The organism is Bacillus sp. XB1 (genome assembly GCF_053557995.1).
Genome location: NZ_JBNRIL010000001.1, coordinates 1,750,028 through 1,774,668 on the forward strand (window position 1 = coordinate 1,750,028; position 24,641 = coordinate 1,774,668).

The 24,641-nt window shown below is 34.1% G+C and carries 27 protein-coding genes and 1 pseudogene; 5 read left to right on the plus strand and 23 right to left on the minus strand.

Annotated features, from left to right (window positions below; translation table 11 throughout):
* The first annotated feature begins 80 nt into the window (after window positions 1-80).
* Window positions 81-305, plus strand: coding sequence for a hypothetical protein (locus ACK1U5_RS08880; protein ID WP_000162602.1), 225 nt, complete (start codon window positions 81-83; stop codon window positions 303-305).
* A gap of 39 nt (window positions 306-344) precedes the next feature.
* Here the strand turns inward: ACK1U5_RS08880 and ACK1U5_RS08885 are convergent, their stop codons facing one another.
* The 5 genes and pseudogenes from ACK1U5_RS08885 to ACK1U5_RS08905 form a co-directional block, all read right to left on the minus strand.
* Window positions 345-551, minus strand: a complete 207-nt coding sequence (locus tag ACK1U5_RS08885) for a hypothetical protein (protein WP_001101740.1) — start codon at window positions 549-551, stop codon at window positions 345-347.
* A gap of 48 nt (window positions 552-599) precedes the next feature.
* Window positions 600-929, minus strand: a pseudogene (locus ACK1U5_RS08890) (MFS transporter permease); the annotation flags it as partial.
* A gap of 56 nt (window positions 930-985) precedes the next feature.
* Window positions 986-1,933, minus strand: a complete 948-nt coding sequence (locus ACK1U5_RS08895) for a serine protease (protein WP_000099756.1) — start codon at window positions 1,931-1,933, stop codon at window positions 986-988.
* Window positions 1,934-2,209: 276 nt separating this feature from the next.
* Window positions 2,210-2,497: an AbrB/MazE/SpoVT family DNA-binding domain-containing protein gene (locus tag ACK1U5_RS08900; protein ID WP_000648325.1), complete on the minus strand. Its 288-nt coding sequence runs from the start codon at window positions 2,495-2,497 to the stop codon at window positions 2,210-2,212.
* A gap of 115 nt (window positions 2,498-2,612) precedes the next feature.
* Window positions 2,613-4,493: an ABC transporter permease gene (locus ACK1U5_RS08905; protein ID WP_044584370.1), complete on the minus strand. Its 1,881-nt coding sequence runs from the start codon at window positions 4,491-4,493 to the stop codon at window positions 2,613-2,615.
* A 269-nt stretch (window positions 4,494-4,762) separates the two neighbouring features.
* Between ACK1U5_RS08905 and nadE the strand changes: the two genes are divergently transcribed.
* Window positions 4,763-5,581: an ammonia-dependent NAD(+) synthetase gene (gene nadE, locus ACK1U5_RS08910; protein WP_000174891.1), complete on the plus strand. Its 819-nt coding sequence runs from the start codon at window positions 4,763-4,765 to the stop codon at window positions 5,579-5,581.
* A 49-nt stretch (window positions 5,582-5,630) separates the two neighbouring features.
* Here the strand turns inward: nadE and ACK1U5_RS08915 are convergent, their stop codons facing one another.
* The 4 genes from ACK1U5_RS08915 to ACK1U5_RS08930 form a co-directional block, all read right to left on the minus strand.
* Window positions 5,631-6,092, minus strand: a complete 462-nt coding sequence (locus tag ACK1U5_RS08915; protein ID WP_000024999.1) for an NUDIX hydrolase — start codon at window positions 6,090-6,092, stop codon at window positions 5,631-5,633.
* A 31-nt stretch (window positions 6,093-6,123) separates the two neighbouring features.
* Window positions 6,124-6,321 carry a DUF4083 domain-containing protein gene (locus tag ACK1U5_RS08920; RefSeq protein ID WP_001048102.1) on the minus strand — a complete coding sequence of 66 codons (198 nt, stop codon included), beginning with the start codon at window positions 6,319-6,321 and terminating at the stop codon, window positions 6,124-6,126.
* Window positions 6,322-6,428: 107 nt separating this feature from the next.
* Complete coding sequence (locus ACK1U5_RS08925; RefSeq protein WP_069605222.1) at window positions 6,429-7,589, minus strand: transglutaminase domain-containing protein; 1,161 nt, start codon at window positions 7,587-7,589, stop codon at window positions 6,429-6,431.
* Window positions 7,590-7,739: 150 nt separating this feature from the next.
* Complete coding sequence (locus ACK1U5_RS08930) at window positions 7,740-8,492, minus strand: YwqG family protein (RefSeq protein WP_001034836.1); 753 nt, start codon at window positions 8,490-8,492, stop codon at window positions 7,740-7,742.
* Window positions 8,493-8,715: 223 nt separating this feature from the next.
* On the opposite strand from ACK1U5_RS08930, the gene ACK1U5_RS08935 reads away from it, so the two are divergent.
* A complete protein-coding gene (locus tag ACK1U5_RS08935; protein WP_000540425.1) occupies window positions 8,716-8,862 on the plus strand; it encodes a YjcZ family sporulation protein in 147 nt (48 codons plus the stop codon).
* 87 nt (window positions 8,863-8,949) lie between these two features.
* Window positions 8,950-9,915 carry a patatin-like phospholipase family protein gene (locus tag ACK1U5_RS08940; protein ID WP_000686789.1) on the plus strand — a complete coding sequence of 322 codons (966 nt, stop codon included), beginning with the start codon at window positions 8,950-8,952 and terminating at the stop codon, window positions 9,913-9,915.
* A 113-nt stretch (window positions 9,916-10,028) separates the two neighbouring features.
* Here the strand turns inward: ACK1U5_RS08940 and ACK1U5_RS08945 are convergent, their stop codons facing one another.
* Window positions 10,029-10,196 (minus strand): DUF3933 family protein, encoded by a 168-nt coding sequence (locus ACK1U5_RS08945; protein ID WP_000816389.1) that lies wholly within the window; start codon window positions 10,194-10,196, stop codon window positions 10,029-10,031.
* A gap of 12 nt (window positions 10,197-10,208) precedes the next feature.
* Window positions 10,209-11,651, minus strand: coding sequence for an aminotransferase-like domain-containing protein (locus tag ACK1U5_RS08950; protein WP_069605454.1), 1,443 nt, complete (start codon window positions 11,649-11,651; stop codon window positions 10,209-10,211).
* A gap of 118 nt (window positions 11,652-11,769) precedes the next feature.
* Between ACK1U5_RS08950 and ACK1U5_RS08955 the strand changes: the two genes are divergently transcribed.
* A complete protein-coding gene (locus tag ACK1U5_RS08955) occupies window positions 11,770-12,384 on the plus strand; it encodes a LysE/ArgO family amino acid transporter (RefSeq protein ID WP_001287305.1) in 615 nt (204 codons plus the stop codon).
* A 53-nt stretch (window positions 12,385-12,437) separates the two neighbouring features.
* On the opposite strand, the gene ACK1U5_RS08960 is transcribed toward ACK1U5_RS08955, so the two are convergent.
* The 12 genes from ACK1U5_RS08960 to ACK1U5_RS09015 all read right to left on the minus strand — a co-directional run bounded on the left by ACK1U5_RS08960 (window position 12,438) and on the right by ACK1U5_RS09015 (window position 24,602).
* Window positions 12,438-13,667: an MFS transporter gene (locus ACK1U5_RS08960; RefSeq protein ID WP_033667350.1), complete on the minus strand. Its 1,230-nt coding sequence runs from the start codon at window positions 13,665-13,667 to the stop codon at window positions 12,438-12,440.
* A gap of 236 nt (window positions 13,668-13,903) precedes the next feature.
* Window positions 13,904-14,110 (minus strand): alpha/beta-type small acid-soluble spore protein, encoded by a 207-nt coding sequence (locus ACK1U5_RS08965; protein ID WP_000113545.1) that lies wholly within the window; start codon window positions 14,108-14,110, stop codon window positions 13,904-13,906.
* A 124-nt stretch (window positions 14,111-14,234) separates the two neighbouring features.
* Window positions 14,235-15,077, minus strand: a complete 843-nt coding sequence (locus ACK1U5_RS08970) for a sugar phosphate isomerase/epimerase family protein (RefSeq protein ID WP_000877671.1) — start codon at window positions 15,075-15,077, stop codon at window positions 14,235-14,237.
* Between the two features lie 37 nt (window positions 15,078-15,114).
* On the minus strand, window positions 15,115-16,098 hold the full coding sequence (locus tag ACK1U5_RS08975; protein ID WP_000200704.1) for a DUF6005 family protein: 984 nt from the start codon (window positions 16,096-16,098) through the stop codon (window positions 15,115-15,117).
* Between the two features lie 23 nt (window positions 16,099-16,121).
* On the minus strand, window positions 16,122-16,388 hold the full coding sequence (gene asbD, locus ACK1U5_RS08980; protein ID WP_001250561.1) for a petrobactin biosynthesis protein AsbD: 267 nt from the start codon (window positions 16,386-16,388) through the stop codon (window positions 16,122-16,124).
* Window positions 16,385-17,623 (minus strand): AMP-binding protein, encoded by a 1,239-nt coding sequence (locus ACK1U5_RS08985; protein WP_069605453.1) that lies wholly within the window; start codon window positions 17,621-17,623, stop codon window positions 16,385-16,387. The genes asbD and ACK1U5_RS08985 overlap by 4 nt, the downstream gene beginning before the upstream one ends.
* Window positions 17,610-19,448 carry an IucA/IucC family protein gene (locus ACK1U5_RS08990; RefSeq protein WP_001261835.1) on the minus strand — a complete coding sequence of 613 codons (1,839 nt, stop codon included), beginning with the start codon at window positions 19,446-19,448 and terminating at the stop codon, window positions 17,610-17,612. The genes ACK1U5_RS08985 and ACK1U5_RS08990 overlap by 14 nt, the downstream gene beginning before the upstream one ends.
* A 60-nt stretch (window positions 19,449-19,508) precedes the next feature.
* Window positions 19,509-21,317, minus strand: a complete 1,809-nt coding sequence (locus tag ACK1U5_RS08995; RefSeq protein WP_044584366.1) for an IucA/IucC family protein — start codon at window positions 21,315-21,317, stop codon at window positions 19,509-19,511.
* Window positions 21,318-21,632: 315 nt separating this feature from the next.
* The gene (locus ACK1U5_RS09000) at window positions 21,633-22,175 is read right to left on the minus strand and encodes a GNAT family N-acetyltransferase (RefSeq protein WP_043328419.1); all 543 of its coding nucleotides are present in this window, start codon (window positions 22,173-22,175) and stop codon (window positions 21,633-21,635) included.
* Window positions 22,176-22,269: 94 nt separating this feature from the next.
* Window positions 22,270-22,950 (minus strand): MgtC/SapB family protein, encoded by a 681-nt coding sequence (locus ACK1U5_RS09005; RefSeq protein WP_000119510.1) that lies wholly within the window; start codon window positions 22,948-22,950, stop codon window positions 22,270-22,272.
* A 159-nt stretch (window positions 22,951-23,109) separates the two neighbouring features.
* A complete protein-coding gene (locus tag ACK1U5_RS09010; protein WP_000873574.1) occupies window positions 23,110-23,766 on the minus strand; it encodes a YkyA family protein in 657 nt (218 codons plus the stop codon).
* A 14-nt stretch (window positions 23,767-23,780) separates the two neighbouring features.
* Complete coding sequence (locus ACK1U5_RS09015) at window positions 23,781-24,602, minus strand: peptidoglycan-N-acetylglucosamine deacetylase (RefSeq protein ID WP_000409484.1); 822 nt, start codon at window positions 24,600-24,602, stop codon at window positions 23,781-23,783.
* Window positions 24,603-24,641: the final 39 nt, after the last annotated feature.

Here is a 24,641-nt window from a genome sequence, read left to right on the forward strand (position 1 = left end):
TACTTTCTTTTAAAATTATTGTTATAATGAGAAATAAATATTTTCTATTGCGTCGTTTGTCAGGAGAAAGGGTGTTTCGTATGACAAAAAAGAAAATAGAAGATTTCTTAACAAACTCCGAAAAAGAGGAACTGCTAGAAAACTATAAATGTTTACGAGAAGCCCGCACAAAAAGCGAAGCTAACTATTTTGGCGAAGCAGTAAACCATCTATTAAATAAAGCAAAACAACGAATTATAAAAGATGCAGGTATACATGATGAAAATGCTGCAACTGTTCAATCAAAGAGAAAAGCACTGTTTTAGCTACATTAGCTAAAACAGTGCTTTTTATTACAATACTTTTCACATTACTTTCACATCTATTTCACAAATATAAGTAGTCCGATATGCTAAACTAAGTATATCCTTTTCCAAGGAACTATATGCCGATATACAAATCCCTATCTTTATAGGGATCTTTATTTTTTGATTCCTCATAACTTTGTTACAATACATTTCTTCTACTATCTCTATACTTTTAGTAACCACTTTAATTAAAAGCACATTCATGTATTCACACTCTTATTAATTCTGATTTGTGAAATATTTATACAAGCTTTATGATGCAATTCCTGTTTCACTATTTTCAGTAAGTTTTTCACTTTTTCTAAACAAAAATAAAGCTCCTATATATAGTAACGCAGTAAAACTACCTATAAGTATAAAATTGTGAGATGTTGCAAATAACATTCCAGCTATTGCCGCATCAATCATTTGACCAATGTACATAGAAGCATTTGCAAGCACGGCTCCTGTTCCTCTTGCTACACTAGACATGTTTTGTAAGTGCCTCATCATTAATACAAACAAAATTCCTGTCACAAAAAATAAAACAAAGAAAAAGTATTCAACAACAATAAGACTCTTTAAATAGGGAAGTATTACATGCGACAGAGCCATAAAAAAAAACATCTCATATTCATATGAGATGTTTTTTTTTATGGCTATTCTTTTAATAAATCTATTAATCCATTCCCTTCAGATGTACGTTCGTACCCTAAAGGTACAGTTCTTTTAATGAGTTGTGCATATATTTCCGGCTCCGATAACTTTCGACCGTATTCTTTCTCACACTGTTTAATGAGCAAGGCGAGCGCTCCAGCAACATGCGGCGTCGCCATGGAAGTTCCACTTAGCACAGCATATTTTCCTTCTGGATACGTAGATAATATTTCATCACCTGGCGCTACTAGATCAATTTCTTGATTTGAATTACTAAAACATGCAATCTTCCTCTCTAAATTAACGGCACCAACTTCAATTACCTCGGAGTACGCACCCGGAAAGTCTAGTTCCTCTGTTTCATCATCGCAATCTCCATTATTTCCAGCAGCACATACAACGAGAACATCCTGCTTTACCGCATTTTGAATTGCTTCATGTAATTCTGGAACATCTTGCGGACCACCAAGTGACATTGAAATAATTCTCACTTTCTCTTGATTCGGCCCTCTCCAATTTACAGCATAATGAATCGCCTCAATAATTTGCTCATAACTTCCAGAACCATCTCCCGCTAAAACTTTTAATACTAACATTTTAGCAAGTGGTGCAACTCCTAATACACCGACACCATTTTCAGTCGCGGCAATCGTTCCCGCAACATGAGTACCATGTCCGTTATTATCAAGATACACATTTGGATCAGCTTCATAATCTTTTGTGAAATTTCTTCCTCCGATAATACGATCTTTTAAATCTATATGATTAGTATCACACCCTGTATCTAATACGGCAACGACTACATCTTGCCCCTTCACACTCTTTTCCCATACTTGCGGAGCGTGAATCAGTTGTACACCTGGTGGAATTTCATTTACTTGTTCTACCACCTTATTTACGGTAAACGGAATCAATTGTATACCTTTTTGTTTATTCACTGTACTACTCATCGTAATCCCTCCTGAAAATGTATTATTTTCATTTCAGACCACTTTTGAATACGTGTAAATGTAACATTCGTTTTATTCTTTTTGTTTTCCTTCTTTTCAAATATTTCTCAACATCATTTACTACCTCTATAATACTTCTTTATTTTCCCTATGATTTGTAGGAAGTAACAACCCGAGTCGTTCAACTACTAACCAAAATAAGAGGACCAATTAATGGTCCTCTTACAGTCTTTTTAAAAGAATGATATGTAATTTGAAAAATAATATAAATTAAGACTAAACCTCACTCTTGTTTAAAAACTTTTCTATTTCTTTTACTAAATATTCCGCTCCCTCTATGCCAACTGTAATATTTCCATTTGCTAATGTAATATTCTGCCCTGAAACATCACCTGTGATTTGGCAAGCATTGTAAGGTTGATATTTTTGTAAAATGATTTTATCTGCTTCTACAAAAATTTCAAGCGGTGATTTGATTTGTATTCCCAATACATCGCGTAATTCTTTAGGGATAACAATTCGTCCTAATTCGTCTACTTTTCGAATAACTCCTGTTGCTTTCATATTTCTCCCCCCTTACTCTCTATTAATTTTTTCACCTCGCTTTTTCCATTTTATCACTTTTTGACAATACTTGCCTCTTTTTAGAAAATTTTGTACTCGAGTTAAAAAAACACATTTAATGCATACGTAATCTCTCTTTCAATTGTTTTACATAACGGGATCTTATAAGTAAGAAGTATACAACTTGAATACCTATGAAAATACTTAATACAACTGTATTTTCTTTAAACAATGAGTACTCAAACATTTGCCCTAACGCCGTTAAAGCTACTGCTCCATGTAATGTTGCAACACCAATTGGAACGAAGAATAAAAGCGCCAATCGAATTGTAACTACCTTCGATAATTCCCTACTTGTCAATCCAACTTTACGAATCATTTCGAACAAACGAACATCATCCTCCAAATCGGAGAATAAACGGAAGTAAAGGAAACTTCCTGCGCAAACGAAAAATACTATACCAATAAAGAAACCTACAAATAAAATCGGTCCTGCAATTTGTAAACTTTGGTTTTGCTCGTACTCTTCCGCACTAAACGTTGAATATTCTTGATACGGTTTAATTTGATGCGTAAGCTCTTTACCAATTTCAATCTCATCTTTCGTTCTTTCAGTTTTATACATATAATCTTTTGTCTCTATAAATCCATCTTGTAATGAATCATATTGATGATTAGAGATTACATAAACATTTCCTCTTAATATTTTCCCCAATGAAGATGAAGTAACTTTTTTCACTTTTAAATTTTCATTCATATTAGGTAAAGTAATTTCTTTTCTTTCTTTCATCGTTGGCCCTGGTATATTAGCTGACAAAAATACAACTTCTTTATTTGCTACAGTATTAAATGGTTCTCCTGTTAACTTTGCATATTTCTTATAGTCTGATTCTTTTATAAAAATGGCGCTTCTTAACGACTGTTCCTCCGTTTTCTTTGTCGAAATATTAGTTTTTGAAGCTGCTATACTATGTTTCTTTAATCCTTTGTCAATCATTTGTATATGCTGTGATTCGTTACTATTCCCTTGCTTAGAATGGTAATGAAACGAAATCGGTCTCTCCATTATCCCTTTCGTCATGGATGCGAAGCCAACTAATGTCCCTATTGCGGAAAATGCTACAGTAGAAATAATGGTTACAATAAAGAACATTCTTGCGTTATCTCTCATGCGATACGCTAAATCTGATAACGTAATAATATTAGTCTGTGTCCAATAGAAACGTTTACTTTTTTTACATAATCGAATAATAAAGACACTCAGCTGCTTGTACAACAAATACGTCCCAATAATAACTACCGTTGTAACAGGAATCATCATAATAAATACCATTGCTCCATGTGATAGAAGAGCTCCTACATAGCCAGCACTAAGCAATACTACTGCTAATATGGAAGAAATGATTGATGCTTTCGGTTCAGGTTTCGCCTCTGCCGATCCTCTAAACAACTTCATAATCTTATTTTTACGAATCATTCCTGCACTAAACAACGATATGATCATAAATAAAATAAAAAACATAATACTCGTTACAACAATTGCTTTCATCGGTATGTAATAGGATAAGGAGATATCTAGTTTCAATATCATCGGAGCGAAAAATAGTAATACCCCTGAAAATAACATACCTGAAAGAATACCAAAAATAATTGCCCCTATTCCAATCATAATATTTTCAAAAAAGATTAGACGCTTTAATTGATATTTCGTCATACCTAACATCATTAAAATCCCTAGTTCACGCTTTCTCGTTTTTAAAAACATTCCCATCGAATATAAAATAAAGAAGAATGTAAATAAGTAAATAATAGACTGTGCAAAAGACATACTTACGAATACGTACTGACCTAATTCTCCTGCACTTAATGCCGGATGAAACGCAAAAAATGAATACACAAAAAAGGCCATAATTGCAAATGCACTACTCAAAAAATAGGCTGAGTATGTCCGTCTATTTCGGGTTACATTCCGATATGCTAGTTCTCTAATGTTCATATTACTTCTCCGCCCTTCTACTATCTATGTTTTTATATTAGTAAAGTGCGGAAATACCTTCCATCGATTCAAATGACAAAAACCTTACATTTTTGAAAGGTTTAAAAAAATTGCTTATACGTAGTACTTTATTTATAATGACTACATTCATATTCATACACACATCCTATTGTATATTCGTTAATTTTGCGAAATAATAAAGGATAGAAGTATGTACCATTATACATATAAACTTAATTACCGCTTTAATATGAATAGGAGGAAACATAATGACATTACAAGAACAGATTATGAAAGCATTACATGTTCAGCCTGTAATTGATCCAAAAATTGAAATTCGTAAACGAGTTGATTTCTTAAAAGATTATGTAAAAAAAACAGGTGCAAAAGGATTTGTACTTGGTATTAGCGGCGGACAAGACTCTACATTAGCAGGACGCTTAGCACAACTTGCAGTTGAAGAAATTCGTAACGAAGGTGGTAATGCAACGTTTATCGCCGTGCGTCTTCCTTATAAAGTACAAAAAGATGAAGATGATGCACAATTAGCATTACAATTCATTCAAGCAGATCAATCTGTTGCATTTGATATAGCTTCAACTGTTGATGCTTTTTCAAATCAATATGAAAACTTATTGGGTGAATCATTAACAGATTTCAATAAAGGTAACGTGAAAGCACGTATCCGTATGGTTACTCAATATGCAATTGGTGGACAAAAAGGGCTACTTGTTATCGGAACAGATCACGCTGCAGAAGCTGTAACAGGGTTCTTTACAAAATTCGGAGATGGTGGTGCAGATTTATTACCATTAACGGGATTAACGAAGCGCCAAGGACGTGCATTATTACAAGAGTTAGGCGCAGACGAGCGACTGTACTTAAAAATGCCAACAGCTGATTTATTAGATGAAAAACCAGGTCAAGCTGATGAAACAGAGTTAGGTATTACTTATGATCAATTAGATGATTATTTAGAAGGTAAAGCAGTTCCAGCTGACGTTGCAGAGAAAATTGAAAAACGTTACACAGTGAGTGAGCATAAAAGACAAGTACCAGCGTCAATGTTTGATGATTGGTGGAAATAAATGAAACATAAAAAAGAAGCTAATCTTCATTTAGCTTCTTTTTTATATGTTAACGATATACCCCTACTCTTTTCTCCAATAAATCTTGCAGGCAATCTTCATGTTGTTTACAAAATAACGGTGGCATGTCGTCTAACGGGAAAAACTTCAAATCCAACGTTTCATCACCATCTACTTTTTTGTCACCTCCAACTATTGAGAATGAAAAGAACATCACAATTGACTGGGCCTTGTCTCCATTTGGATATGATTGAAAATATTTTGTATACACTCCAATAAGCTCATTTATTTCTACATCATACCCGGTTTCTTCTTTTATTTCTCGGATTGCAGTTTCCGCAGCTGATTCTCCTATCTCCATTGCACCACCTGGAAATCCCCAAGCGTTAAAGTCTCCTCTTTTTTGCAGTAATACTTCTCCTTCTTTATTAAATACACAACCACCGGCAAAGTTTAAGAAAACATAATCATGTCCTACTTTTTCACGTAATTCTTTTATATAATTGGCCATTCTCTTTCCCCTTTTCATACCTCTTCTATCGCTATTTCTTATCTTTTTCAAGCAATTCAATGATTCGATCTAGCTTCTGGTTCATATTAATCACGTGGTGTTTCTTTGCAGCACTGCTTTGTAATACTCTTCTAATAAACAAAGTAAATGATATGAAAAACAAAACGATAAGTCCGATTACTAAACAAGTATATATCAATGTAAAAATATTACTTTCGAACAAGTTCATTCAGCATTCACATCCTCTCCTTTTTATTTTATCACATAATTCCCAAAATTTTAAAGTGATCGATAAATATAAAAAGAGCATCTTTTACAGATGCTCTTTCTCATTGCTTAATACGTAAATGTAATTGTCGCTAATGAATAACCCGCCAATGCACTATAAGGCGCTACTTGATAAGACACACGCTTTGCACCTTTTGGCCAATTTATTTCATTTAATACTTTCTTTATATCTTGCATCGTCCCATCCATGGACTGCTTATATCGTACTTCTACTTTTTCTGGTTTGGCTGCAAACTTTTGCTGCAACTTTTGCTTAAATTCATTATAATTTTCTGCTCCGTATTCTGCAGATAAGTATTGTAAATTTGTTTCTTTTAACATCTGCTCATATACGACAGTTTTTGAGCTACCAGCTTTTATTTTATTTGTTAATTCACCAAAATAACTTGTAGTTGCCGCTGGATATTTGCTACGATCCCATTCATGATCTTTACTTAACTGTTCGTCAGACATATTAAAATATGAGTAAGTTACACGCCCTGCTTTATCTGGTACTGGATCATCAAATGTAGTATCTAGGTGATACCATTTGTTTTCAATGTTCACTAAATTCCACGCGTGAGCTTGTCCGTTTCCTGTGCCTGTTACAATATGATTTTGAATACCTGCCTCTTTTAACAACTCATACGTCAATAATGTATATCCTTGGCAAACGGCAGAACGATTCGCTAATGCTTCATATGCTGTATACGCTTGATAAGACGTATCATAAGACACATGCTTAACAACGTAATCGTGAATAGCTTTTACTTTCTCATGCTCATCCATCCCTAGTTTTACAATTGATCCAACAATTGATTTCGCCTGAGCTTTTACATATTGAGTTTGTTCTTTTGATTCACGGTATTTTACTTGCAGTGTAAACGTATAGTCCCCTGGCATTCCTTTAATGGAATATCTAGTAGACGCTACATTATATTTTACATACTCATCAGCATCTACAATTTTATTAAACTCACCATACAATTGATCCATAATATTTCTAGCATTTCTATCTTTTGTTTTATATGTGATTGTAATATTTTCTTCTCGATTATCAATCTGTTTTTTTAATTCTTTTCTGAAATCATCTAATAACTTTACATCTGATTGTGCTGTCACTGTAGTCGGATTTGTAGCTGCATAAGATACAGATGACGCTTGTAAGCCTCCCATTACTATAGTTGAACAAAGTGCGGCAGCTGTCACATACTTACTTGTCTTTCCCATCTTGTCACTCCTTATATTCTATAACTATACGAAAAAGTATCGTATAGTTTCAGAGTATACAATACTTTTTCGTATAGGTCATATGAGATTATGCATATTAACTAATTCACATAAAAAGGTTGTTCTTTTTAAAAGAACAACCTTTTTTCATTAGCATGTTTGTAATACGCAGCATGTATTTTCAAAACGTTGATTTTTCAAATCTTCATTACTAATACAGAAATATAGCATCCCTAGTTCTCCCCAAACCATATTACAATTTTTATGATCTGAATCAATTTGGAATAAAAGAGTCATTTGCTGCGGGTCTACTCCCATATATTCTCCCGTCTCATATAACACTTCTTCTTGTACAGAGAATGGCTCGCCAAACATTTGATGGTTATCGTAGTTATCCGGAATTAGCTCTTCAAGTAATTGCAAGAAACGATCTGAATCAGCCTCATCTTCAATGAAAAGTTCTGGTAATTTGTATGTCAGTTCAAAAGTAATTGCACACTGGTTATATTTCGCTTGTACTTCATTTCCTCTTCGTAATTGCTCTACAGGAACATCATAATAAAGTACACGCCCAGCCTCTGTTAGCTTCACATTTTCTTCAAAATAATTTTCAATGCAAAAGAAATACAGCATCCCCGTCTTAGGAAGATTGTGATCCATACCAACGTTTTGTAAATCACTTAAGTTAAATTGCGCGATAAATTGTAGTGGATTTCCTTTATGCTTTGGATATTCAAATAAAGCTGGTAAATCAGGAACTCCTCCCATTTTCGAACTACCTATCGCAACAGTTTCCTGCTGCTTTGGCACAACTTTTATACAAGGAAATACAGTATTAATAAGTTCCTCTTTCAAGTGTGTTAGTTCATATTTATCAATTAATACTTCAATTTTTTTATTCATAAATTCTCCTTACATTTACATACTTATTTATATCATAGTACAAAGATTATACTTCATTCTTTACAAAATCAACAAGCCTCCAAAAAACGGGCTTATCCTTCGTACGCGAACAAGTTTAAAAAAGCATACTATACATTGTTCCTACAAACACGATAGTTCTTTAGTTCTTCCAGTACATTTTCCCCTCGTTCATTTTTATTTTTAATATAAGGAGGAATTCCACATGGGTTACGGATATAGTTGCGGCGGTTACGGTTACGGCGGTAGCTGTGGTGGTTGTGGTTACGGAGGTTTCGCTTTATTAATCGTTTTATTCATCCTTCTAATCATCATCGGAGCTAGCTGTTGGGGCGGCTTTGTAGGCTGCTAGTAAACTTAAAAACCATTGTAAAAAAGCACGTACAATACGTGCTTTTTTGCCATTTCCAAATCTTTCATTTGAAAGGAAGTATGTTTAATGAAGATTGATGGTGTTTTTGAAGGAGGCGGTGTGCGCGGTATTGCGCATGTTGGGGCAATTTGCGCGTTAGCCGAAAAAGGTTATGAATGGGAACGTGTAGCTGGAACATCAGCTGGTGCAATTATCGCGGCACTTTTAGCTGCAGGATATTCTTGTTCAGAGCTAAAAACCATTATAACTGATATCGATTATAACAAATTTACGAAGAAAACCTTTATTGACAAAATCCCCTTTATCGGAAAAGGACTAAGTGCATGGACTACTCTAGGTATATACTCTAATGTATTTATAGAAGAATGGATTGAAGAATTACTTCGAAAAAAAGGTGTTCATTTATTTACTGATTTACCGGATCTAAACAAACTCAAAATCATCGCTTCTGATATTAGTAATGGTAAAATGGTTGTCTTTCCTGACGACTTACCAAACTATGGATTTTTAAATTATCGCTTCTCTATCGCTAAAGCGGTAAGAATGAGTAGTACAATCCCCTTCTTCTTTGAACCCGTAAAATGGAGAACTCCAAAATGGAAGCAGCCTTGTTATATGGTTGACGGAGGAATTCTAAGTAATTATCCAATTTGGATCTTCGATTCACCTACCGCTCCTCGCTGGCCGACTTTCGGATTTCATTTTGTAAAAGATGAGATTCAAGCTGACCCTGCTCACTATAACGAGCCTATTTCTATGTTCAAAGGACTATTTAAAACAATGATGCAAGCTCATGATTTACGTCATTTAGATAAGGAATCAAAAGCAAGAACGATTACAATTCCAACAGGAACGATTACAAGTACTAATTTTGAACTGACGAAGGAAGAAAAAGACTGGCTTTACAATTCTGGTTATAACTCTGCTAATAAATTTTTACAAGCTTGGAACTTTAGGCAATATATTGATGAGTATAGAAAAGGAAATCAAGACCGAAAGACAAATCGATTTTTTCGTCAACTTGACTCATAATATTATTACTTTGCGTATAAATACGAGAACGTTTAACAACTTAATAGTAAATAAGCCTAGTAAATTCTTATATTACTAGACTTATTTACTTCCTATATAATCTCATACATTGTTTAAGGATACGTTAAGCCTTCGGCTTCTTCTGCAGTTATAACTATGTAACGATTTCCCGTTCTTAATCCTAACAGTTCTGCTTTTTCAATCGCCTCTTGCTTCGTCTCCGCATAAGCAGCTAAATATTTTTCTCCATTGATCATTTGGCAAATTACATATTGTTTCATTACTTTCTCCTCTTACTTTTTCATTAGTTGTGCAAGTTTTTTTATACCTATTTCAATTTCTTCTAACGTTGCGTATGAATACGATAGGCGCAAAAATTGATTTGCACTTCTATCATATAAAGTACCTGGGTTTAATAAAACCTTTTCTTGCAGAGCTTTATCAAATAAACTGCGATATGAAATGGGTACTTTTATATGTACCCATATATAAAACCCGCCTGTTGGTTCATGCCAAGTTGCTATTTCACGAAGATATTTATCTAACATTAGTAACATAAAATCTCTTCGATTTTTCAATTCACTTCTTACAAATCGCAAATGCTCATCATATAGACCATTTGTAAACCACTCTGCTGCAATTTGCTGGGATATAGTGCTTGAACCATAATCTGTTTGCATCTTTATGTCTGACAATCTTTGAATTACTGGCTCGGGTCCAACAATCCATCCAATTCTTAAACCTGGACTAATTACTTTGGACATGCTTCCAATATGTAGTACGATTCCATTTTTATCATAGGCTTTTAAAGGTTTCGAACTAGGTGCATCAAACCATAAGTCTTGATACACTGCGTCCTCTATAATAGGTAATCCAATTTCATTACATATTTCCATCACTTCTATTCGTTTCTTCGCATTCATACTAAAGTTCGTTGGATTATGAAAAGACGGGATTGTATATAAAATAGAGGCATTAAATTGCTTCTTATATTTCTTAATATATGATGTATGTAACCCGCTTTCATCCATTGGGATTCCAATTAAACGTACTCCTGCTGATTGAAAAACATTAAGCGAATATAAATAGGATGGTTTCTCTAATAAGATTGATGCCCCTTTCGAAAGAAGCCCCATAGAAATAAGTTGCAGCGCTTGAATTGCTCCTGAAACAATTAATATAGAGTCAGGAGATACATATACGCCATGCTCCTTTAAGTATTCGGAAATCTTTTCCCTTAAATAAAGATTTCCTTTCGGCTCTTCATACCCAAGCGTCACATTTGACTTTAAAAGGTTATTCATAATTTCTTTCATCTTTTTCTCAGGTAAGAGACTCGGCGCGAGCTCACCTGTTCCTAACCGAATTACATGTGGGTAAAATTCAGCTTGATTAATCTCTTGAATAGCTGGGAGATTCGGATAATGAAGTCCTGTTTCTACATAAGACTGCCAATTAGGCGGGGGTGCGTAAGTTGAAACATTCTCATTATTATTTACAACAATTGTTCCTTTCCTGCCATTCCCTTCAATATATCCCTTCGCAACTAGTTCATCGAAAGCCATTACAATTGTGCTTCGATTCACACCAAATGTATGGGCCAAATCTCTTTGTGAAGGTAATTTCGTTCCAACGGTCCATTCTCCATTAACGATCCTTTCTTTTATATACGTTTCTATTTGTTTATACAGCGGCGTCGCTAGAGACATATCCGGTTTCCAAACGAATCTTTCCATCATATCACCTTATATTCTTTTTGGTTGGTAACCTCCCCAACCATATGGATGGATACAAATTTTCATTTCTTCTATACAATATACACTATCATAATGAATTAAAATAGGAGGTAATATGATGAGTGAAGCAATTATTCATGGTATCATTCTTGCATTTGGACTTATCATTCCATTAGGTGTACAAAATGTTTTTGTCTTTAACCAAGGTGCGAGCCAACCAAACATTTGGAGGGCAGCCCCTGTAGTATTAACTGCCTCTATATGTGATACGTTACTCATATTGATTGCAGTGCAAGGTGTCTCCCTTGTACTCCTTACTTTTTCTTGGCTAACTAACTCATTATATATAATTGGATTTTTCTTTCTCCTATACATGGGCTTTGTTATTTGGAGAAGTAGCCCTTCCAACGATGTAACACAAGAAAAAAGTATGCCCTTAAAAAAGCAAATCCTTTTCGCAGCATCAGTTTCGTTATTAAATCCACATGCTATTTTAGACACAATCGGTGTAATTGGAACAAATTCTATTCAATACATAGGAAGTGAAAAATGGGCTTTCACACTTGCAACTATTATCGTTTCTTGGATTTGGTTTATAAGCTTAGCTTTAGCGGGGAAATTTCTAAAAAGACTAGACTCAACCGGAAAGACAATTTTATTATTAAATAAATTTTCTGGTCTCATCATATGGGGTGTCGCACTTTATATGTTAAAACAAGTTATTTATTCTTAATGAACGAAAGAGAATTGCATGTTACTCAAAACATCATGCAATTCTCTTACAAATTATGAAGTAGGTTCCGGTTTCTGTTTTACCGCCTTTGCATCCTTTGCTGGTTTAATCCAAATGATTGCTATGACAGCACCAATGGCAGCGAAAATACTAGTCAAATAAAACACTTCATGGTCCGCCCCTTTCATGAAAAAAGAATATAAAGGTGGTCCAGCTGCTACACCGATAAATCGCATTGAACTGTAAAATGACGTAACTGTTCCCCTTTGCTCCTTTTCAATTCCTTGTGTAATGAGGGCATCTAAACATGGGAGTGCCATACCAATCCCTATCCCCATAATAACGAGACAAAGAAGTAGTAAATAAATCCCTTTTATAAATAAAGGAATGATGACTGATGCAGCTGCCATTAAAAAACCAATATAGATACACTTCTTCATAACATTTTGATTATCTCCAATTTTTTTACCGGCCATATATGAACTAAGTGACAGTACAAGTAACGGGATAGCAAGCACACACCCTTTCCATATACCATGAATGTCATACTTTGATTCCAGTATAGTCGACAAATAAAAGAGAATTCCGAATAAAATAAGCATAATAATTGCACCTAATGCAAAAATGGCAATTAACCATCTTCCTTTTTCTCGAAACGTAGACAGAATAGATTTTATAAACTCTTTAAGTGGTGGTACTTCTCCTTCTTGTTTCTTTGCCTTTACTAGAACAAGTAATAAAACAATTGATACTACGCATAAAATTGGAATCGCCCAAAATGGTAAGAACCATACAACGGCAGCAAGAGCAGACCCTAAAATAGGGCTCAGCACTTTCCCAAATGTATTGGATGTTTCTATGATTCCTAAACCTGTACTAACTTGTTTTTCGTCTTTGTATAAATCACCAACACACGGTATAACAACTGGCATTGCACCAGCAGCACCAATACCTTGAATCGCTCTACCAATCAATATCCAATTGTAGGGATTATCAACTTTCCAAGATACCCAACCAGTTATCGCTCCTCCTATAGCTGCAATCAGCAAACTCGGAACCATTACCATCTTTCGTCCCCATCTATCTGATAAATAACCAGCAATCGGTATAAGTAGAATGGCTACGATAGAGTAAATTGTAATAATCATGGATACTTGAAACGATGAAATATGTAATTTCTTTTCAATAGTCGGCAGAATTGGGATGAGCATTGAATTCCCTAATGTCATAACAAGTGGAACTGATGCAAGCGCAATTAAACAACAGTTTTCTTTTTTTAACATGTTGGCTTCGAAACCTTTCATCATATATTTCTTACCATATAATAGCCCCGCTGGAACGTAACTTTTCATTCCACCAGGGCTATTACATCTTTACTACTTCCCATTCACAACAAAAGAAATTGGGGAAATTATAGTATTATTCCTATTCTTTGAATCCAGTTCACAATATATCCATACCAATTAATTGAAAAAAAAAGAAAGGAAGAATCCTTCCTTTCTCCTATAACCTTCTACAATTAGCGAGTATATCCGCCACCAAGTTGTTGTTCTGCCATCGCTACAAGGCGTTTTGTAATTTCACCGCCTACAGAACCGTTTGCACGTGAAGAAGTATCAGCGCCAAGTTGTACACCAAACTCTTGTGCAATTTCATATTTCATTTGATCTAAAGCTGCTTGTGCTCCATGTGATGCTAATTGATTAGAATTACGATTTCTAGCCATTACCAATCACCTCCTTATTTATATATAAATTGTGTTAAATTCAAATTAAAATACATGGAAATTTTTGGTTATTTTTTACCATAAAAAAAGAGCCTCTAAAACGAGACTCTCACATCATTTCACATTACGAAGTTACTACTTCTAATTTTCTATTTATTAATACTTTCATTTCTTCTTTTAACATCTCTTTTGCATTATGTCCAAACCATTCTAAGGAAGCAAAAAGATCCGTACCTCTCACTTCCTGAATAATCTCATCATAATTTACAATACCTTCAAATAACGGAACCATACCAATACGACTTCCTGCTGCAGCATATACATTATTAGGTTCAAACACATGCAAATAATCCGCTGAAGATATATTCTTAAAATGGTAATGTAGTGTCCACGGCTTTAATCGATGGAAACTGTCTATTGGATCTGCGCCAGACTCCCATATATGAAGAAAATCAAGATTTATTTTTAAATTCGGATGATTTACTTCTTCTAATAGTTCTATAGTAGAAGGCAATGTGTCTGTTAGTGTATTGGGATGTGTTTCTAACAGCACATACATATTGTGCTGAGCAAACACATCACAAATCTTACGTATTCGCTTCACATACTCTTTTCTCTCTTGTTCCGAGAAGTCCTTGCTCCCTTTTTGCCCAGCAAACGTGCGAATTTTATTCGTATTAAACCAATTAGCTAGTACTACAAGTTGTTCACTTTTCTCTATCGTTTTTTCAAAATCTGCTGATAATGATATATCTAAGTAATCACTTATCATCGTAATTTCTAAGTTTTTATCCTTTAGAAAAGTCAATTCTCGTTCTGTCGTTTCGCGTTCTTGTATATACAAATTTTGTGCATGAGTCCCCCACAATTCAATTCCTTCAAAACCGTTTTCATATGCAAATTGAACAATATCAGTAAATGAAATTAATTGATGACGAAATGAAATGGTACATAGCGAATATTTCATAGCATTAAACTCCCCTATCTTAAATTCAGTTAGCTTATTAAAAAGTTGCGACAGACTGATTTGTTTTCATACCTTTCCATGATAGAAACTGTCTCTCTAATTCCTTCTTAATTTGCAGTTCAATTGCATTCATTTCATCCAGTTTTTCAATAATCGATACTAGCATACCTTTATTATTCGTCATTGCCATTTTAATTGCACGATACTGTACATTTGTAAATCCTTGTACAATATCCTCTACCCGATCACACCAATAATCAAATTCTTGCTCCGAATATTGCAACGTTTCACGGAAGTATGCAAAGGCATGCTCATAACTATATTTACGAATTGCAAGTACTGGTATTTGTTTTACTGCTGCTACAAGTCCAGAAAGCGCATATCCTTCTTCCTCATTTGCCATTTTTACAATTAAATTTTTCAGCTCCATAGTCAGTTCATTGTCGTTCTTTTTGAATGTTTCTGTGAAATAACTAGCTACTGTTTCTTGCGTTGGCTCCCCAATTCCTTCTATATCAATGAAATACCCTCCACCAAATGGGTTATCTTGAATAGAGTGAAGTACTTTTTCTCTTTCCATATTTCCTTCCCAACGAAAATCAGGATCTAGCATGAACCACTCTTCTTCTTTCTCTGTTTTTGATATCATTAAATAATGTGGAAACGGTTTTTGATGAAATTTATTTTCCCTCTCTGGTAATAGAGACATATCAACCATTACAATGACATAACGATTTTCCGGCTTGTTTTCTACTAATTCTAAAAACGTTTCTACATTGCTATCTTTATCTTTTGCATGATCATACCATTCGTTTACTTTAATACCGTACAATTTTTCAAACCAAAGTAAATAATGATCATGGTTAATGTTTTCAGAGTGATATGAAATAATTCCGCCTTCTGTTATATCAAAATCTCCATCCCATAGTCCAAAATAAAATGGACGAAAATCAATGTCGCTACGCCTTTTTATAATTTCACAAAAACAACTCACTAAACAGTGCACTTTAATTGAAGTCATACTCTCATCCACTTTCCTAAAGGTTAGTTATTCACATTTATTTCCTGTAACTCCTCCATAAAATCAAGCAAAGATCCTACAGTAAGAAATGCCTTTGGATCTACCTCATCCTCTGGAACGCATAGCTTTACATCCATTTCTATGTATACAATAAGCTGTAACATCATTACCGAATCTATATATAAATCTTGATTTAAGCGCATCGTTTCTTCTAAATGCGTTACATTTTTCAGTTCCATTTTTTCAATCATAATTTTTAACACGGCATTCTTTAACGCTTCCCGTCTCATGTTGTAACCTCTCCCATCTCTAGTAACTTTCTACTTACTTTTCCAGTTTTATTTTTAGGAATTTCATTTACACTGTCAATTTCATGGGGAACTTTATAAGAAGGTAAGTGCTGAATACACCATTCTCTTATTTGTACTGGATCAACATGAGAGATCACTTTCGCATTAACTATTTCGCCCATGACAGGATGTTTCCCTCGATATACAATTGCCTCTTGAACACCTTCCAATCGAAGCATCGTTTCTTCTACCTCTATAGGAAAGACTTTTAATCCCGAAACATTAATTACATCGTCCATACGCCCCATAAAATGAATGCCACGCTCAGATTTATACCCTAAATCTTTCGTGAAGATTTCCTTATCATTCATTTTCACGACGATTTCTTCCGGTGCATTTTCATCTGAACCTATGCTTATACTCGCATGAGGTAGAGGGTTTCCTAAATCTAAATGGCTCTTCATATCATGACATATACTAATACAACCTGCTTCAGAACAACCATATTGCTGCATCATATATGTTGTCATTTCTTTTAGTTTATAAAATAGTGCTTCTGGCAAAGGCGATCCTGATGTCATAATTTTATGAAACTGGAACGTTCCTAATGGAAAACTCCCCATAATGTGTAACATAAGTGGTACTGCATATATAATATGTTTTTCTGTATTGCGAACTATATTTAATGCGAATTTAGGATTTTTATTCGTAATGATTACAGGCTGGCTCCCCCTCGTAATTGCTGATAAAGTACCACATATTAGTCCGTATGAATGTGAAACAGGAGCCATAACGATTGGCACTTCATCTACTTCACAGTTTAAAGCTTCATTATAAGCGGTAATTTCCGTATCAACTTCCGTCCATGCTCTACGAATTAGTTTCGGTTCCCCTGTAGTTCCAGAACTATATTGCAGTAAAGAAGGCTCTTCTAGTAAAAAGTTCCCTACTTCTAATTTTGTACAATCGCCATATTCTCCATATAAAATTCCTACACAATTTGCACGCTTTGCCATTCCAATAGCTGTTTCTTTTGGTGTATCTTCATGTATAAGTAATACTGATGATTTCTTTTCTTTTAAGAAAAACACAATCGTAATAATATCGAATGGATCTTTCAGACAAAGTGCAAATCTATTTCCTTCTGCTTCTTTAAATTGTTCCATTTCCTCATAAACTTGTAATCTCAATTCAAAATCACTTTTGCTATACTCTTGTTTATTAACGATTAGCATAATTTCCCCCTGTAACAGCTGATTTTTGTTTCATAAGTTGTCTTACTCTATACAATGGATTTGGAACTTCATGAACAAGCGATTCCACATCCATATATAATCGACGTTTCGTTAATTGTTCAGCATAGAATGTAGGTGCATATAATTGAATATTTTCAAATCTACCTTTCAAATGTGGATATATTCTTAAATGATTTTCAATTTCTTCAACAACCATCATCCAAAAATGTTCTTCTTTCAATCCATATTCATCCGCAAGTACGAATGCTAATTCTCCTAAATTAAACAGGAATAGTGCATCTAACACCATCTCTTGCAAACATTCAATGCGATCCATTTCAAAGAAATCATTCATTTTTCCATTCGCATATGTTTTATGCATTTTAGTAAAGTCGGGACATTTGTCAACCGTTTTCAAATATGGACGATAAAACTCAAGCCCTTCATGAAAATCCTTTAACGCAATACGAACAGGCACCCCTTCTTTATGAACTAGAATCATATTTTGTCCATGTGATTCCAGTGCGATGCCATGCTCTACAACAAGATGTATAACTGGTATTATCGCTTTTTGAATAAGTAATTGTAGCCAATCCTTCATTCCATATTTATTCAACCACGCATCAATAATTGGTGTACCATCTTTCTCTTTAGCGTATAAACCATTAAAAGGAATTGCATCTTCTTGTGCATCTAAATACTTATGAATGCTTTCGCGCCAAATACATCCTAATGAACCATATATAGCTTTTTTATTCGTGTCATACGTTACACTGGAAAACTCATTTAACAAGATTAAACGTGCTTCATCCATTAAATAGGCGTCATTACTTACAACATCATTTAACCAATTTGATATTGCTGGTGCACTCACAACAGAGTATGGTTTCAGCGTACGAAGTGTTGAAGTGTTGAGTAAATTCATCGATAATTTAACGTACGGTTTCTTTGGACTCGTAATATTTCTTAATGTTCTCATTGACTGTTGCGCGCAATAATCGTCCTCTGATGTTCCTAAATAAATAATAAATTTCCCCTGTATATGATCCGCATAATTTGAAATGATGAAATTCACCCACTGCCATGGGTGAACAGGTATAAACACGTACTGTTTTGGATTACATCCCTTATTACGAATTCGTTCCATAAATTCTTCTAATTTACGATCGCCAATCTCCTCTTTTAAAAGGTTGTTATACATCACTTCATTCTCATAACCTACAGTCGCATAATTCTTATGCGCTGCAATCCATATGAGTTTTATTGGCTGCATAAATTCATAACCATATTGAAAATTGTCACGATATTGAAATCCAACACGTGCTTTATAACTAGGATGATATGGATGGCCGTCTATTAAATGGCTTTCAAACTCATCGTAAGATTTTTGAGTATATTCTCTCTTATTATTTCTTTCATATTGTGCAATCGTGTCTTTAAATATTGTTTGTTCTAATTCGTGTATAAAAGAATCTAATTTAGCTTGTTCTACACTAGTAACCCGAAAAACTTCTTCTAGAAATTGCGAGACAGATTGTATTTCTTGCTGTTCATCTTGAACTCTTACTATTAATGAGTCTAACGAAATACGTCCAAATGTCATCCGTTCCCTGCCATAGCATTTGTACGTGACACTTTTGCCTTCTTCATCAAGTCCTTGTATTAGAAAAAGAAGTTGTTCTTCTTTTTCTATGCGAACCGGTGTAATAATCCCCTCATAAATTAACGATTCTACTAATTGACGTAGCACTCTTCTTCGTACTGAAATGTAATCTTCTGATTCGAGCGCCTTCAATACTTTCGTATGATACATGTCCACTCTCATAAAACCCTCCACTTTATGACAAAATACCATTATTTGTATTACATGAAATTTTAACGTTATTTATGAACGAACAGCCACTTCTCTAACGAGTGGATTATGTACTTGCACATAAATAGCTTGCTCCAATGGATTACTTAACTCATCGACATCGAAAAATCTCGTTAGTAAATTTGCTTTACACGCTAACTTATCTTCGTCCAATAATTCTCTTAAAAATGTAGAAGGTTCCCGGTTATATGGAAGAAATGATTCAAGTACAGACCTTAATTCCGAGAGAAGAATTTCCTCCTTAATTAATCCTGCTGTGCCAAAACCATTAATGAGGCCAAACATATGATTGAAAATTAAGTAGTAACGAAATCTCTCATCCACAATATAGTCGTCATATAAATTTCCAGTACGTTCTCCAATACCAGCTAATTCATTATTAAGCATCTCTTTCATTGAATTACAGAAATAAAATCCTTGATTATCACGGAAATAATATTTGACCGGATAACCATCTTTTAGCTGAACAACGCTATTTTGCTGATGAGCTTCTAATGCAACACCATACTGTAAATACATCCATACCATTGGCTTTAAAGAAATATTCATATATCGTCTAAACCACTCTAAGCTTACTTCTTCACAGCTTTTACTTTCTAAATCTGCTAGGCGATGAATAATATTCGATAACCGCGTACGCTCCCCAGGTATAGCGTCTTGAACTAGCCCAGCAATTAATGTTGCGTCGTTTGCATGTTCGCTATAAAAAGGATTCTCACGAATAATCACTTCAAATCCAGATTCTTGTGTTCCATAATTTAATGTAATAAAGGCTGGATCACAAATAAAATCAAATCCTGGAAATCTTTCTCGTACTTCACCAATAGCCGTATTTAACATTTCCTTCCCTTCAAGACCACTCTCAAGTTCTTTCAGTTTATTAATACGCATTGAATTCGTTACTTTCACCGGAAATGAAAACTTAAGCATATACTTCGAATTGGGATGATATAGCGTCCTTAGTGATGATGTTGCCATATAATACTTACCTACAGGACCAATATACTCAAGCAATTCTTGAATTATCCAATCTTGTACGTAAGCTTGATGCAAGAGCCATTCTGCCTGAAGCGGATGAATTGGAATTAATGCATATTGATCTTCCTTACAGTACTTCGCTATAAATTCCTTACTAACCATCTCATCATTACTTAATTCTTCTTTTATAATCGTTGTTGTAGAATCTGATAATAATGATTTTTCATTTACTATACTTTTATGTGCCCGAAAATAATGAAGCTGACATTCCCCTTTTAATTCTGGAGAATACATTGCACTTTTCCAATCCAATATCCCCTGTCTACTCTTTGGTGTAGGATGAGTTAAATGCCCAAATAATAAAGACTGCTCCGCTTCTATAAAAGTTGTATGGAAACCGTATAATGCGGATGTATCTTCTATTCTCTCTTTTGTAAATTCCTCAATATTTTGACAACTACGGATAACTCGAAGCATAAGTTCCGCAGGATTCGTTCCTTCTCCGTAGTTGATCGACATCTCTTTTATTAAAAACGTAATAACTGTAACGTAATCTGCTGTAATAACAGAATTACTATCTCCAATTTGATAATAAAATTGTTCTCCAAACAAATGGCGATCTGTTGGTGATTTATATATAACTTCTCCATACAAAGTAACGTTCTGTGCCGATAGCCGACAACATAAATATGTGGGGACTGTATCTCTATTCAACGTATTACTGAAGATACTTTTCATTCTTTCATCCTCTGTAATCCATTCTCCACTCCCTGTTTCTCTTAAATAACAGTTTAAAAAGCTTTGTAATGTTGCATGTTCTGCGATTTGTTTCGCAAGCTGCATGTTGGTCCTCCTCTTTATATTAAAGCTATCGAAATTTTATATAATAAACGATAATTGAATGTCGTTATCAATTATGATTCTAATTGATAATGATATTCAATTCAAGAGTATATTTCAGAATTTTTTTATCTGATTTAATTTTTCTTGTTTTCTCTCTTTTCTTTAATCTAGTTAAAAATACAAGAAAAAAATACTCAGTTTCAAACTACATACTTATTATTTTTCATTAGTAATCTATCCAAAATGGTTAAACAAAAGAGGTATACCTTAATTGGTATACCTCTTTCAAACATAAAGTTTACATAATAATATTATTTAAGCAAATCTATATAACTTTTTGTATAACAAATTCAAATCTCTCCAACAATACGCTGTTTCTTCTACCCTTACTCTCTCTAAAAATTTCGTATCAATTTTTTCAGGGTTAAATTTTTCATAAAACTTTTTAGAAGGATTATTCGTAACAACCCAAACTAAAAGTGATTGCATATCATTGTTTATACAATCCGATAATAAAGCTTGAAATAACTTTTGTCCTATTTTCATTCCTTGATACTGTTGTAAAAGGTAGATTGCATATAATTCTCCATCACAATTATATGTACCAGTTCTTTCTACTCCCCCATCGATGAATCCAACTATTTCTCCATTTAAATTCTCTGCTACAAATCTAAATTGATGATTACCTTCTTTTTGAAAAATATCTTCCCATTGTTTTTCTCGTTTCTCATATGCTATATTATCTAGAATTTCTTCAGCAAATATCCCTTTATACGCTGTCTTCCAACTATCAACATGCACCTTTGCTATACCTTGTATATCATCCTTTATTGCTCTTCTAATATGTATTCCCATCATTTCTCCCCCCCTTATTACTCATCATTATATCAATTTCATTCCTTAAAAATCCAAATAAAAAAGAGTGAATTCACTTCACTCTTTTTTATCACAATTATCTACTTTCCACTTCAACTGAAACTACTCGATCAATCTCTTTCAGGGAACTATATAACTCTGTTGTATATAAATCTTCTGGAGCTAAAATAACCATCTCCAGTTGCTGAAATGCTCCACTATCTATATCTTTAATTTTCACGCGTTTCACATGCATGCCTAAATTTTTAATTTGCTTAAATATACCATCTAACTCATGATGCTCTTTAACAGTAATTTTTATAGATAAATCCTTTTGTCTTAATGAATACGGTCCTGCAATTTTCACAAGTTGCGGAAGTACATTAATCGCTAAAATAATTAAAACCATAGCAACTGTCGCTTGTAAATAAAATCCTGCACCAATTGCGATTCCTAAAGCTGAAGCAGCCCACACCATAGAAGCTGTTGTTAATCCAGAAATAACGTCATTACTTCTTCGTAAAATGACACCTGCGCCAAGAAAACCAATTCCACTAACAATTTGAGCGGCCAGTCGCATCGGATCCATATTTGTATGTCCTGGAACAGAATATACATGCACAGATTCAATTGAAACCATCGTAATTAAACAACTTGCTACAGAAATAACCATACTTGTTTTCACACCAAGTGGTTTATTCTTTAGCTGCCTATCTATCCCGATGAATAATCCTAAAAAGAGTGCTAAACCTAATTTGAGTAAAAATTCATATGACATATTCCCATTCTCCTTACTTTACAATGTTTCCCTTAGAATAACTCACTATAACTCTTTTATGATATCAATTCCAGTCTTTTCTATTCATTTAACGTAAAAAACCGAAAAAACATTTATAACGATGTTTCTCCGGCTTTTTATTACACTTTAGATTCTTCTTTATTTCTGATCTTTAATCTTAATTTCTGCATCTTTGTAGAATGCTAATTTACTGTCATTATACTCTTTTGTAAATTTGTTAAACTGCTCTTTCGACTTTTGTGCTTCCACATTTAATTCATTAACAGTTTTAACTTTTTCACCGATTTCTTTTAATTTCGTTTCTTTTACTTTTAATTTTTCATACAGTTCTTTTTCAGTCGCTAACACTTTCGTGTAATTTTCATTCATCTTTTGGAATGCATCATAACGATTCTTATACGACTCTTCTACTGCTTTTGCTTGTTTTTGTAACTTTTTATCTTCAAGCTTCTCTATATTTCCTTGTACAGATTTTGTTTCTTTCTGAGCTTTTTCTAGCATTTCTTTTTCATTTTTCAATACTTTTTCACGATCATCTACATTTGCAGTAGCTTGCTCTAGTTTCTTCACAACTGCTTCATTATGATCTTTGCCTTCTTGCAAAATTTGAGAATATAATTCTTGGCCTTGTTTCTCTAACTGCTCTAATTTTTTTGCTTCATCCACTAAAGATTTTTCTTGTGTTGCTGCTGTTTCAAAAGCTGTATATAGATTTTCTTCTGGCTTTTCACCGAAACAACCTGTTAAAAGTCCTACTGATAATGCTCCAACTACTGCTACTTTTCCATACTTCAACGTTCATTCCTCCATTACATACGGTTATCATGCCAGAAGTTCACTGGGAAGTGACTTTCTTCATGATAAGCTTCGAACTCATAACCTTTTTCTTTTAGCCCCTTTAAAATTGCTGGCACAGCAGCAACTGATTGCGGGTGAATATCATGCATTAAAATTACTTCTTGTGGTTTTGTTGCGTTTGTTAATACATTTTGAGCAATTTGTGCTGCAGCTGCATCAACTGGCATTTTATTGTATCTCCAATCTAATGAATCAATTGTCCAATCCCATACTTTAAATCCGCCTTCTACCACTTTATTTCGAAGACCTTCATTTAATCCAGGCATCGAACCATATGGAGGACGTGTTAATTTAGGTGATTTCCCAATAATATTAGCGATTAAACCTTGATCTTCTTTCATCTCATTTACATACTCGCCATTTTTATATAACTTTGCGAAATTATGTGTCATACTATGCATGCCTACATAATGACCCTCAGCATTTTCACGTTTCACTAAATCAGGAAATTCTTTTACATTCGCTCCAATTAAAAAGAACGTCGCCTTCGCATCATGTTGTTTTAGCGTATTTAATAATTCAGCCGTATATTTCCCTGGCCCATCGTCAAATGTAAGATAAGCAACTTTTCTTTCTTTTCCATTAAAACGACTTGGTGCCGTTTTATTCATTTCAACTTTCGGCTGTTCACTTGCAAGCTGCACTACATTTTCTTGTTTCGCAACAGCTTTTGCTGGTGAAGTAATTGATTGGAACATGTAATACCCAATAGCTACTGCGGCAATCGCTATTAAAACGACTACTATTTGTTTAATTTTTAAAGCTTTTTCCATTCTATCGAATTCCTCTCCCTATTAATCTTATATATAAAT